This window comes from Cryobacterium luteum (assembly GCF_900110125.1).
Taxonomy (GTDB): Bacteria; Actinomycetota; Actinomycetes; order Actinomycetales; family Microbacteriaceae; genus Cryobacterium; species Cryobacterium luteum.
Genome location: NZ_FOCN01000036.1, coordinates 1 through 12,359 on the forward strand (window position 1 = coordinate 1; position 12,359 = coordinate 12,359).

The following is a 12,359-nucleotide window of genomic DNA, read 5'->3' on the forward strand; positions in this document are numbered from 1 at the left end:
CCCCACCCTCACCGCGTTCCGTGCGGTTGATCGACTGCTCGAAACCGAGCAGGCGGCAATCCGCAAGGCCGACAGCTCCAAGCACCGCTTCTGGAAGGTCGCCAACCGCGACAGCAAGAACCTGGTCAACGAGCCGGTGGCCTACCGCCTCATCCCCACGAATGCGATCACCCTGGCCGCCGACGAGCGTTCCCACGTGAGTCAGCGCGCTCAGTTTGCTCGCAACAACCTGTGGGTGACCGCGTACGACCGGGCCGAGCGTTTTCCGGCTGGCGAGTTCCCGAACCAGAGCACCGGCGGCGATGGCCTGCCCACGTGGACCCTCGCCGACCGGAACATCGTCGACCAGGATCTCGTCGTCTGGTACACCTTCGGAATGCACCACGTCGTGCGCCTCGAAGACTGGCCCGTCATGCCCCGCCAAAACATCGGCTTCATGATCGAACCCCACGGCTTCTTCGACGAAAACCCCACCCTCAACCTCCCCGAGTCCGAGATAGCCATCACCACCAACGACACCGGAGCATGCTGCAGCCAGGACGAGCGATGAGCCGGCTCGGCACCACGCGAAAGGCAAAAGGTTCCAGCCCCTCCCAGCCGGGAAAGCTGAAAGCCAACAGCCTGGGCCTGTGGGATGTCGTTTTCATGGCCGTCGCGACGTCCGCACCGATTACGGTGATGAGCGGAAACGTGCCGTTTGCGGTCGGCTATGGTGTGGGAACCGGAGTCCCGGCAACCTATATCTGGGCAACGGTGATCCTCTCGGTCTTTGCCGTCGCCTATGTCACGATGGCGCGCTATGTGACGTCAACGGCCGCCTTCTATGGATTCATTTCCCGAGGTTTGGGACGCGTGGTCGGCCTCGGCACTGGCTATATGGTCACCTTCGGCTACATGGTCTTCGAGGCCAGCATCATCGGAATTTTCGCGTACTTCGGTCATTTGGCCTTCCTGGACCAGCTCGGGATAGATATCTCTTGGGTGGTTTTTGCTGTCGGTGGACTCCTGCTTATCGCCGCACTGACCTACTTTGAGATCAGCCTCGCCGCAAAAATCCTGGCCGTACTGCTCGCCACTGAGATCGCGATCCTGGCCGTCATGGCCTTCGGGGTGCTGTTCAATGGCGGGGGGCCCGACGGGCTCATGCCGGAGACGCTGAACCCGATTAACGCCTTCCAACCCAACGGTCTGGCACTTGCAGCGCCGGGACTGGCCATGTTCATCGCATTCTGGTCCTGGACCGGATTCGAATCGACCGTGATGTACGGGGAAGAGTCAAAGAACCCAAGGAAGATCATCCCGATCGCCACGCTGATCGCGGTCACGGGCGTCGGCATCTTCTACATCTTCGTCTCCTGGATGACCGTCGCCGGGAATGGTGCGGAAGGTTCTATTGCCCTGGCTCAAAGCGCCAACCCCCTGGACATGTTCTTCCACCCCACCGATGTGTTCGTCGGCCACGGCTGGGTCCTGGTCATGCAGTGGCTGATGATGACCGGATCCTTCGCTTGCGCCATGGCCTTCCACAACGCCGCTTCCCGGTACCTGTATTCGCTGGGACGGGAAGGAGTGTTGCCCGTCGTACTCGGCAAGACCCACAGGAAGCACGGGTCCCCGTACATCGCCTCGTACATTCAGACCGGCGCTGCAATTGTGTGGATCCTCGGGTTCTGGTTCTTCCAGAAGGACCCATACCTGGATGTCTTCGTTCTTCTGGCTGTGCTCGGAACGTTCTCGCTGCTGATCGTGCAGACCATCACGATGGCCGCTGTGTTCAACTACTTCCGTAAGAACCACCCGGAAGAAAAGGTATGGCGCACCAAAATTGCTCCCATAATAGGAGGCGTGGGCATGCTGGGTGTCGTCCTCATGATGGCCATGAACCTCGACACAGCTGCTGGACCAGCAGCGTCGTCCCTGCTGTTCAAACTCATCCCGTACATCTCCGCTGTGCTCTTCCTCGCGGGAGCAGGTCAGGCACTGTACCTGCGCAAGACCAATCCAGTGAGATACGCAGCCATCGGCCACGCCGCGCTTGCCCTGGATGATCGCATCGACCTCGACCTCGAGCGCGAAGTCGCACTCGAACTCGCACTCGAACATGAACTCGAGCACGATTTAGAGGACCTTGAGGATCAACAAGAACTTCAGGACCTTCAGGACCTGCAAGACCTGAAGGATTTGAAAGACATGGAAGAGCTCGAGAAGTAGCAACCAGCCTTCGCTTCGCCCGGCGCACCGTTTGACGATGCCCGGGAGCGAAAAGCCCCGCCGGTGCATGCCGGCGGGGCTTTGAGCGTGCCGGCCTTCTTCAGGAGGCCGCGGGCCGGGCGGTGTAGATGAGCGAGAGCCCGAGGTAGGGCACATCCAGTGCCAGTCGAGGTTGGTGGGGCGTTTCCGACTTCACCCGCTCACCGACCAGGTATCGGCCGGAGTTACCGAGAATGACGCGGTTGCTGGCGTTAATGAGGGCGGCGTCACCGTGAATGAGCCGCAGATGGGGCATGATGAGCGGTTCCAAGTCCCGGAGACGGATGTCGCAGCCCACCACCCCCATAAAGTGTGCGCGCACCCAGAACGGGGCTGAGACGGTGAGAATATATTCCTCGAAGCCGAGGTAGTCGATGTATGGTCCCCAGAGCGTCTGCTTACCCGTGGAGACGGCGGTGGAGAAGAACGGTAGTTTTTCATAGTCGTAGTAGCGATGACTGCCGGGGGTCAGATCGAACTTGAGCCGACCGATGGCGCCGGATGGCTTGCGGATCCACCACTCCACGGGCCGACTGCGCTCATTCACCGATCCCGTGGCGAAGAAAGTTCCGGCGCCGACAGCAAAGGAGTTTCGGGTCAGAAACTCCGCCGCGAGGTCATCGACTCCGACCAGGGCGGCCTTGTCGACTTTGGCCTTGCCGCCAAGATTGTGTTCGAGCAGCGCGGTGACGCCGCCTGAGAGGTCGCTGACCTCGACCGAGACGGCGCTGAACCAGCCGGTCAGCGCGTCGACAGCCTGCACGAGTCGCGGGTCAGTGGTCATGGGGTGTCCTGGTTCGATCGGGCGTAACCGAGGGTGAGCTTCGTGTCTATCAGGTGAAAGATGTTTCGCCTGATGTGGTCGAGCACCAGGTTTCCGGCCTTAACGGGTTGGTCCTGGGCCACGGCCCGAACGAGTTCCAGGTGTTCAGCCGTGGCCGGCTCGGGGTCGAATGTCACGGCGAGGGGTGTCCACAGCTGCTGCACTGTTTCCTCCTGCAGCCGCATCTCGGCGTTCGCCAGCCGCGGTGATTGTGCAGAGACCGCTAACTCAATGTGAAAACGGCTGTCAGCCACCGCCCGCCCTTCCGGGCTGGTGGCCAACACCAACGCGCGGGCCAGTTCCTGAAGACGGGCCACGTCGTGTGCTTCCGCCCGCTCACAGGCCAAACGGATGATCGCGGCGGCCACTGCAGCATGCTCATCGCCGATGTCGCGAATTTCCGAAATGGATGTCGCGAGAAACCAGTCCCGAATGGTGTCGGTCTGGGTGCGTGGCTGAGTGACCACGAAGGTTCCGCCGCTGCGGCCGCGGCGGGTCTCGACGACACCTTGCTCGCGCAGCTCCGCCAAAGCCTCCCGGAGGGTTGCGCCGCCCACCCCGAACATTTCGGAGAGCGCAGCCTCGGGCGGAAGGCGTTCGCCGACCTTGAGCAGCCCGAGGGTGATCGCCTTGGTGATCCGGTCGACAATCGCATCGGCCCGCTCGATTTCCGGCAGGGATCGATAGATCTGCGACTGAAAGGGGGTCGGCACGGCCAAAGGTCTGCGCTCCGAGACTGGGCTCCGGGTGGGGTCATACTCAGCAGCCCCACCAATGCAGCGGGGCCGTGATCCTCTCCAGAGTCTATTCAATAAAACCTTCAGCGCCGTGGTATTTCGGCCTAGGTGCCCTCGCGGCGAAATGGGCCCATCCCAAGGTGTAGGCAGAACCGTCAGAAAACAGTGTTACCCCCGCCCGCTTGCTTCGCGAATATGAGTAACACCAGAAAGGCAGTGCGGCCACTCCCGGCCGAGTGACCGAATAGAAGGGGACATATCGTGAATCCGACAGCAAATGCAACACGGACCGGCTACAGCACCGCAGATGACATTGCGCGCAACCTGTCTCTCGTCAGGGACGAGATCGCGAACACAGCGGCGAAAATCGACGCACGGCAGGTTGCCGACCTGGCCGGCCTGCTCAGCCAGCCCGGCTCGGTGTTCATCGCCGGTGCCGGTCGAAGCGGTCTGGTTTTGCGCATGGCCGGCATGCGGCTGATGCACCTGGGTCTCACCGTGCACATCGCCGGGGACACCACCACTCCAGCCATCCGGGCCGGCGACCTGCTCTTGGTGGCCTCCGGATCGGGAACGACCTCGGGCGTGGTCAAGTCGGCCGAAACAGCGGCGAAGGCCGGAGCGCGAATTGCCGCGTTCACGACCAACGCAAACTCACCGCTCGCAGCACTCGCTGACGCCCTGGTGATCATTCCCGCCGCTCAGAAGACCGACCACGGCTCCAGTGTGTCCCGCCAGTACTCCGGATCCCTGTTCGAACAGGTACTTTTCCTCGCCACCGAGGCCGTCTTCCAGTCCCTCTGGGACAACGTCGATGAACCGGCCGAGCAGCTCTGGCTGAGGCACGCCAACCTCGAATAGTCGAGGCCCCAAATTTCCCACCCCACCGCAAATCCCAATAGAAAGTAGACATCATCATGAAGCTCCAAGTTGCAATGGACCTGCTCACCATCGAAGACGCTCTCACCCTGGCCGGCCAAGTTGCCGAGTACGTCGACATCATTGAGCTCGGCACCCCGCTGATCAAGGCCGCCGGCCTTGCCGTCGTCACGGCCGTCAAGAACGCTCACCCGGACAAGCTCGTCTTTGCTGACATGAAGACCATGGACGCCGGCGAGCTCGAAGCCGATATCGCTTTCAAGGCCGGCGCTGACCTGGTTTCCGTGCTCGGCACTGCCGATGACTCCACCATTGCCGGCGCCGTCAAGGCCGCCAAAGCTCACAACAAGGGCATCGTCGTCGACCTCATCGGCGTCGAAGACAAGGTCACCCGCGCCAAGGAAGCCCGTACCCTCGGCGCTAAGTTCGTCGAGATGCACGCTGGCCTCGACGAGCAGGCCAAGCCTGGCTACGACCTGACCGGTCTGCTCCGCGCCGGCGAGGAAGCCCGCGTGCCATTCTCGGTTGCTGGCGGAGTGAACCTTCGCACCATCGAAGCGGTCCAGCGTGCTGGCGCCGAGGTCGCCGTCGTCGGTGGCTCCATCTACAGCGCGGCTGACCCGGCACAGGCAGCCAAGGACCTCCGCGACGCCATCATCGGCGCCCTCGAACTCCAGCGCAACTGATCCGGCCCCGATAACGCTCGTACTGCCCGCGGAGAAACTTCACCGCGGGCAGTACGAGAATCACCACCCACGCCCAACAATCCAGCACACAGCACGCCCTCAAGGATGAGGGGTTGACATCGTCGAGTCCCTCACTGCGGGGCAGGAAGCTGTTCATCATGCACACCCAGACCACCGAGAATCTGGAAGTCTTCGTTGCCACCCCCGGCCGACTCGACGAGATGCTCGACCAGGCCGAAGCCATGCTCCGCCAAATACCGCAACACTGTGCCGGCATCCTGGTCACCCGCCACGACTTCTTTCGCTACACGCTCACGCTCAGCGATACCGTCCCCTTCGGGGAGACCCGCGAGCAAATACTTTCGTGACCGTCGGTCGCGGACCATATTGCCATGTCGACAGTTAGAAGCAACCATGTCTGCAACCCGCGTTGAAACGAATGTGCGGACCGGATCGAATCCACTCCGGGACCCCCGCGACCGTCGTCTGTCCCGGGTGGCCGGTCCATCGTCCCTGGTTCTCTTCGGCGTCACCGGGGACCTCGCCCGCAAGAAGCTGATGCCCGCCATGTACGACCTCGCGAACCGGGGACTCCTGCCGCCGAGTTTCGCGCTGGTGGGGTTCGGCCGCCGCGACTGGAGTCACAGTGAGTTCGCCGCCGAGGTCAAGCACACCGTCAAAGCGTATGCCCGCACCCCGTTCGACGAGACGGTGTGGAACCAATTCGCTGAAGGCATCCGCTTTGTGCAGGGCGAGTTCGACGACGATGAGGCGTTCAAACGGCTGGGTACGACCATCGGTGAACTCGATGAACAGCGTGGAACGCAGGGCAATCATGCGTTCTACCTGTCCATCCCTCCGAAGGCATTCGAGCAGGTCTGCCGTCAGCTGTCCAAGCATGGCCTGGCACAGGCCAAAAAGAACCAGTGGCGGCGCGTGGTCATCGAGAAGCCGTTCGGGCACAACCTGGAGTCGGCCCGTCGGCTCAATGACATTGTGGAGTCCGTCTTCCCGCCGAACGCGGTGTTTCGCATCGACCACTACCTGGGAAAAGAAACGGTACAGAACATCCTGGCGCTGCGTTTCGCGAACCAGCTGTTCGAACCGCTGTGGAACGCCAACTATGTGGACCACGTGCAGATCACCATGGCCGAGGACATCGGCACCGGCGGCCGGGCCGGGTATTACGACGGTGTCGGAGCGGCACGCGATGTCATCCAGAATCACCTGCTGCAGCTGCTGGCCCTGACCGCAATGGAGGAACCCATCTCCTTCAACGCCGATGACCTGCGCGCGGAGAAAGAAAAGGTGCTGGCCGCGGTGAAACTTCCGGCCGACCTGTCCACCCACTCGGCGCGTGGGCAGTTCGCCGGTGGCTGGCAGGGCGGTGAAAAGGTGGTCGGCTACCTCGAAGAAGACGGCATCCCGGCCGGGTCGACGACGGAAACCTACGCCGCCGTGCGGGTTGATATTCATACCCGCCGGTGGGCCGGCGTGCCGTTCTACCTGCGTGCCGGAAAGCGGCTGGGACGCCGCGTCACGGAAATCGCCGTCGTCTTCAAACGCGCCCCCAACCTGCTGTTTGGCGATCACGGTGAAGATGACTTCTGCCAGAACGCCGTGGTGATCCGAGTCCAGCCCGATGAGGGTGCCACCATCCGGTTCGGTTCGAAGGTTCCGGGAACGCAGATGGAAGTGCGCGACGTGACCATGGACTTCGGCTATGGGCACTCGTTCACCGAGTCCAGCCCCGAAGCCTACGAGCGACTCATCCTGGATGTGCTGCTGGGCGAACCACCGCTGTTCCCGCGGCACCAGGAAGTTGAACACTCCTGGAACATTCTGGATCCTTTTGAAAAGTACTGGGCCAGCCTGGGCGAACAGCCAGAGGCCTATGCCCCCGGAAGCTGGGGGCCCGCCTCAGCCGATGCAATGCTTGCCCGCGACGGACGAACCTGGAGAAGGCCATGATCGTAGATCTTCCTGACACCACATCCTCCAAGATTTCCAAGAGGCTCATGTCCCTGCGCGAGCAAGGCGGGGTGATCGCACTGGGACGAGTGCTCACCCTGGTCGTCGTGACCAGGTCCGGCTTTGAAGAAGAGGCGATCGAAGCGGCCAACGACGCCAGCCGGGAACACCCCTGCCGGATCATCGTTTTAGCGGATGCCGGCGCCTCGGCACCCACCCGTCTCGACGCCCAGATCCGCGTGGGCGGCGACGCCGGCGCGTCCGAAGTGATCGTGCTCCGTGGCTCGGGTGAACTCTCCGGAGAAAACGAATCCTTGGTGTCTGCTCTCCTCCTTCCGGACGCACCCATTGTGGCCTGGTGGCCATACGGCGCGCCCCGGAATGCAGGGGCGACGTCCATCGGACGGATGGCGCACCGCCGGATCACCGACTCAGCCAACGAAAAAGATCCACAGCAGGCGCTGGAAAACATCCGGATGACCTACCGGGCCGGGGACACCGACCTGGCCTGGACCCGCCTCACCACCTGGCGGATCCAGCTGGCCGCCGTGCTGGACCAGGTCGATTCCTCTCCCGTCACGGCCGTCACCGTGGCAGGCGCTCCCGATTCCCCCAGTACCCTGCTGCTCGCGGCCTGGCTCGAGCGGGCCCTGAAGGTTCCGGTCACGCTGGTGGCCGCGCGGCCCGGAATGGGCATGCGCAGCGTGCGGCTCAGCCGGGCTACCGGAGATGTTCTACTGACTCGGCCCGGGCAGACGGTGGCTGAACTCACCCAACCCGGACAGCCCGCGCAGCGGATCTCGCTGCCGCGCCGCACCCTGCGGCTGTGCCTGGCCGAGGAACTGCGGCGCCTGGATCCCGACGAAGTCTTCGGCGAAACGGTTCGCAGCCTGGGCACCTCCACGGTGTATCAGGCAAGCCAAATCAGGTCGACCGACAGACAAAAGGAACACGACCGTTCCGCACTGATCGCCGTATAGCGGAACCGCCAGGGCCGATGACGGGGGAACACCAACGCGTCAGCTAGATTGGCGCTGGTGCCCCCACTCACCGGATTCTAGGAAGGAACCCCAAAACATGGTCCATAGAGTACGAGCAGTCATCGCCAGGGAAAAGAACGCCCCGGTGTCCCTGGTGACCATCCTGGTGCCGGACCCCGGCCCCGGTGAGGCGCTGGTGGACATCATCACCTGCGGTGTCTGCCACACCGACCTGCACTACAAACAGGGCGGCATTGGTGATGACTTCCCGTACCTGCTCGGCCATGAGGCCACCGGTGTGGTCTATGCCGTGGGCCCCGACGTCACCCAGGTGGCACCGGGCGACCGGGTCATTCTCAACTGGCGCGCCGTCTGCGGGCAGTGCCGCGCCTGCGCCAAGGGCCAGCCGCAGTACTGCTTCAACACTCACACCGCAACGCAGAAAATGACGCTCGAGGACGGAACCGAGCTATCGCCCGCGCTCGGGATCGGTGCCTTTGCCGAGAAGACCCTGGTAGCGGCCGGTCAGTGCACCAAAGTCGATCCCGAAGCGGATGCCGCCGCTGTCGGATTGCTCGGCTGCGGCGTGATGGCCGGCATCGGCGCCGCGATCAACACCGGTGAGGTGAAGCCGGGCGAGTCCGTTGCCGTGATCGGCTGCGGCGGCGTGGGAATCGCCGCGATTGCCGGCGCGAAGCTCGCCGGCGCCACGACCATCATCGCGGTCGACATCGACGACAACAAGATCGCGATGGCAAAGTCACTCGGCGCCACCCACGGGGTCAACTCGACGGAGCACGACGCCGTCGACGCGATTCGCGCCCTGACCAACGGCAACGGAGCGGATGTCGTGATCGACGCTGTCGGTCGCCCCGAAACGTATCGGCAGGCGTTTTACGCCCGTGACCTGGCCGGCCGGGTGGTTCTGGTGGGTGTTCCCGCACCGGACATGAAGATCGAATTGCCGCTGCTGGACGTCTTCGGCCGCGGTGGTTCCCTGAAATCCTCGTGGTACGGCGACTGCCTGCCCTCCCGTGACTTTCCCATGCTCGTTGCACACTACAAGCAGGGCAATCTCAACCTCGACGCCTTCGTCTCCGAGCGCATCACGATCGACCAGGTGGAAGACGCCTTCGTGAAGATGCACGAGGGCACGGTCCTCCGTTCGGTCGTGGAACTCTAATGGCCGTCACGATTGAAAACCTGGTCACCTCGGGAACTTTTTCGCTCGACGGCGGCACGTGGGAGGTCGACAACAACGTCTGGATCGTCGGCAACGACGAGGAATGCGTGATCATCGACTCCCCGCACGATGCTGCGGCGATCATTCACCAGGTGCGGGGCCGCAAAGTGCTCGCCATTTTGCTCACCCACGCACACAACGACCACATCGGCGCGGCGCGGCAAGTCGCGCAGGCGGTGGGCGCCGCCATCTACCTGAACTCAGAGGACCTGATTCTCTGGGATCAGGTGTACCCCGACATACAGCCTGACCGGCAGCACGTCGACGGCGACCTGTTCGAGGTCGGTGGGGCCACGCTGCGTGCTATCCACACGCCGGGACACTCGCCGGGCTCAACCTGCTTCTATCTCGAGAGTGAAAAGACGGTCTTCACCGGGGACACGCTGTTCCACGGCGGCCCGGGTGCAACGGGGCGGTCCTACAGCGATTACCCCACCATCCTGGCCTCGATTCGCGAACGCCTGTTGACCCTGCCAGCCGACACGGTGGTGCGCACCGGCCACGGCGACAACACCACCATCGCGGCGGAACGAGAAACGCTCGCGAAGATTTCTCAGTAGCACCTGCACCTGCACCTGCACCTGCACCTGCACCTGCACCTGCACCTGCACCGCGGCCGGGCCGGGCAGAACGCGCGCTCGCGGCATCCGCTGCCCGCACCGACCAATGGCCGTACTCATCGTGTGAGTACGGCCATTGGTCGGTGGGGGAGTGTTGAAAGCTATCTAACGGCCAGGATGTCGTCGACAACGTCAGCCGTACTCGTGTCCACTTCCTGGGACGGGCCGTTCAAATACCGGGCCATGGAGTCATCCATGGCGTTAAGCCAGCGGGTGTGGTGCTTGACGGCCATGGTGCCGGTGACAACGGATCGATGCAGCATGTCCCGGTAGCCCAGGATGTCTGTTTCCTTGTGGTGCATCCAGTCCTTGAACAACTGGGACACAGCGTCAAGGTCGAAGGGCGGGTAGTCCGTGGCGGCAATGAGCTCCCGCAGGTAGTCCGTCTGAAAGTCGGCCTCAGCGTTGTGGTCGGGTAGCGCGGCCAGGCGTTCAATCCAGAGCTGGATGTTCGCCTCGCGCTCCGCGATTGACGGCAGGGCGATCACTCCGGTCATGACGTCGCGGGCGTACCACGCCTGCGCGTCGAACATGTTGAACGTGTAGTACTGGTCCTGCGCGCCCAGGTAGAACAGGTTGGTGTTCTGCTGCCACACCACTCCTTTATATAGGTTGGCCGGATACAGCACGTTCGCCGACTTCAGCGACAGCTCGCTCGGCAGAAAAGGGTACTTGTGCTGGTACCCGGTGCAGAGGACGACGGCGTCGAAGTCATCGTGGGTGCCGTCACTGAAATACGCGGTGCGGCCGTCAAAGTGAGTGGCGAGCGGGCGCTCCACACAGTTTTCCGGCCACTCGTAGCCCATCGGCGTCGAACGGTAGCTGAACGTGATCGATGCGGCACCCATCTTGTGGGCCTGCATGCCGATGTCCTCAGCGGAATAGCTGCTGCCGATCATGAGCAGTTTCTTGCCGTAGAAGCGCTCGGCCCCGCGAAAGTCGTGGGCGTGCAGCACTTCGCCGGGGAAGGACTTGATGCCCGTGAACTCGGGAACCGACGGTACCGAGAAGTGGCCGGTCGACACGACGAGCTTGTCGAACACGTGGGTCTCGGTGAGGTTGGTCTTGAGGTCCTCAACCGTGAGGGTGAACTCCTGCGTCTCCTCGTTGTAGGTGGTGTGGCGGGCGACGGTGTTGAAGCGAACGTACTTGCGCACGTCGGACTTCTCGACGCGGCCCTTGATGTAGTCGAACAGAACCTCGCGAGAGGGAAAGGACGAGATGGCGCGGCCGAAGTGCTCGTCAAAGGAGTAATCCGAGAACTCCAGGCACTCCTTGGGCCCGTTGGACCACAGGTGGCGGTACATGCTCGTGTGCACCGGCTCGCCATGGGCGTCCAGGCCGATGCGCCAACTGCTGTTCCACTGTCCGCCCCAGTCGTCCTGCTTCTCGAAGCAGGTGATCTCGGGAATTTCGGCGCCCTTCTGGCGGGCCGATTCGAATGCTCGCAGTTGTGCCATCCCGCTGGGGCCCGCACCAATGATTCCAACTCGCAGTGTCATGCTGTTCTCCTAATCCAATGGATAGCTGGGTCGCTGGTGCGACGCCTGAGTGGCGCTACGTATGACGCAAGCGACCTCGTGATGCCGCACTGCGGTAGCGGGTGGTGCTGTGTTCTGTGTCTGTGTCTGAGCCAGGGCGCGGGTTCGACCAGCGGATGGCCGAGGCGTCAGTCCCAGCACTGCCGACCGCAGAATGGGTCAGCGGTGCTGGGCACGGGCGCCAAGGGGTGAATCAAGCACGTGAATCGCATCCGTGGCTGTGACAGGGCGGATGCTCCGCGCGGCGGGTTTAGGGTGCGAAGGTGCGGTCGCCGGCGAAGAATCCGAGGGCGTAGTCGGGGGTTTCGAACTTGACGGTGGTGCCCTTGGGGAAGAAGAGTACGTCGCGTTCGGTGGCGTGGGTGACTTCGCCGGTGGTCTGGTCGGTGAGGATGAATTCGCCCGTGATGACGACCTTCATCTCGTCGTAGGTGTAGGTGTAGACGAGGGGTGCGGAGGCCTTGAGTTCGAAGAATCCGGCGCTCATGACCGAGCCTTCGGGGTTGGAGAGGGAGTCGCCGATGGCGGCGTCGCAGCCGGGTTCGTTCATCGGCGGAAGGTCGAGGTAGCCGCCTTCGACTTTGTAGATGGCGCCGGCCTTGGTGAGGGTGCCCAATACGGTTTCCATG

General features: G+C 62.9%; 13 protein-coding genes. 9 read left to right on the plus strand and 4 right to left on the minus strand.

Translation table 11 applies throughout. From position 1 onward, the window contains the following. Both BMW72_RS17395 and BMW72_RS17400 read left to right on the plus strand, forming a co-directional pair. Positions 1-550, plus strand: a 550-nt coding sequence (locus BMW72_RS17395; RefSeq protein ID WP_482764170.1) for a copper amine oxidase, incomplete at its 5' end; no start/stop codon positions are given. Beyond that, positions 547-2,211, plus strand: a complete 1,665-nt coding sequence (locus BMW72_RS17400) for an APC family permease (protein ID WP_092112798.1) — start codon at positions 547-549, stop codon at positions 2,209-2,211. The genes BMW72_RS17395 and BMW72_RS17400, both read left to right, overlap by 4 nt. A gap of 100 nt (positions 2,212-2,311) precedes the next feature. Here the strand turns inward: BMW72_RS17400 and BMW72_RS17405 are convergent, their stop codons facing one another. Together BMW72_RS17405 and BMW72_RS17410 are read right to left on the minus strand one after the other, a co-directional pair. Beyond that, the gene (locus BMW72_RS17405; RefSeq protein ID WP_092112818.1) at positions 2,312-3,034 is read right to left on the minus strand and encodes a cache domain-containing protein; all 723 of its coding nucleotides are present in this window, start codon (positions 3,032-3,034) and stop codon (positions 2,312-2,314) included. Next, a complete protein-coding gene (locus BMW72_RS17410) occupies positions 3,031-3,786 on the minus strand; it encodes a FadR/GntR family transcriptional regulator (RefSeq protein ID WP_241983857.1) in 756 nt (251 codons plus the stop codon). The genes BMW72_RS17405 and BMW72_RS17410 overlap by 4 nt, the downstream gene beginning before the upstream one ends. A gap of 285 nt (positions 3,787-4,071) precedes the next feature. On the opposite strand from BMW72_RS17410, the gene hxlB reads away from it, so the two are divergent. The 7 genes from hxlB to BMW72_RS17445 all read left to right on the plus strand — a co-directional run bounded on the left by hxlB (position 4,072) and on the right by BMW72_RS17445 (position 10,129). Then, positions 4,072-4,671 carry a 6-phospho-3-hexuloisomerase gene (gene hxlB, locus BMW72_RS17415; RefSeq protein WP_092112822.1) on the plus strand — a complete coding sequence of 200 codons (600 nt, stop codon included), beginning with the start codon at positions 4,072-4,074 and terminating at the stop codon, positions 4,669-4,671. 56 nt (positions 4,672-4,727) lie between these two features. Next, entirely contained in the window at positions 4,728-5,375 is a 648-nt protein-coding gene (hxlA, locus tag BMW72_RS17420) for a 3-hexulose-6-phosphate synthase (protein WP_092112824.1), read from the plus strand. A 158-nt stretch (positions 5,376-5,533) separates the two neighbouring features. Then, entirely contained in the window at positions 5,534-5,743 is a 210-nt protein-coding gene (locus tag BMW72_RS17425) for a hypothetical protein (protein ID WP_092112826.1), read from the plus strand. Between the two features lie 46 nt (positions 5,744-5,789). Continuing rightward, positions 5,790-7,346 (plus strand): glucose-6-phosphate dehydrogenase, encoded by a 1,557-nt coding sequence (gene zwf, locus BMW72_RS17430; RefSeq protein WP_092112828.1) that lies wholly within the window; start codon positions 5,790-5,792, stop codon positions 7,344-7,346. Then, positions 7,343-8,326, plus strand: coding sequence for a glucose-6-phosphate dehydrogenase assembly protein OpcA (locus tag BMW72_RS17435; RefSeq protein ID WP_092112831.1), 984 nt, complete (start codon positions 7,343-7,345; stop codon positions 8,324-8,326). The genes zwf and BMW72_RS17435 overlap by 4 nt, the downstream gene beginning before the upstream one ends. Before the next feature lie 97 nt (positions 8,327-8,423). Continuing rightward, on the plus strand, positions 8,424-9,509 hold the full coding sequence (locus tag BMW72_RS17440; RefSeq protein ID WP_092112833.1) for an S-(hydroxymethyl)mycothiol dehydrogenase: 1,086 nt from the start codon (positions 8,424-8,426) through the stop codon (positions 9,507-9,509). Continuing rightward, positions 9,509-10,129: an MBL fold metallo-hydrolase gene (locus BMW72_RS17445; RefSeq protein WP_092112835.1), complete on the plus strand. Its 621-nt coding sequence runs from the start codon at positions 9,509-9,511 to the stop codon at positions 10,127-10,129. The genes BMW72_RS17440 and BMW72_RS17445 overlap by 1 nt, the downstream gene beginning before the upstream one ends. 161 nt (positions 10,130-10,290) lie before the next feature. Here BMW72_RS17445 and BMW72_RS17450 read toward each other — a convergent pair whose 3' ends face one another. Both BMW72_RS17450 and BMW72_RS17455 read right to left on the minus strand, forming a co-directional pair. Continuing rightward, entirely contained in the window at positions 10,291-11,691 is a 1,401-nt protein-coding gene (locus BMW72_RS17450; protein ID WP_092112837.1) for an NAD(P)-binding domain-containing protein, read from the minus strand. A 289-nt stretch (positions 11,692-11,980) separates the two neighbouring features. Continuing rightward, positions 11,981-12,359, minus strand: a 379-nt coding sequence (locus tag BMW72_RS17455; RefSeq protein ID WP_092112839.1) for a cupin domain-containing protein, incomplete at its 5' end; no start/stop codon positions are given.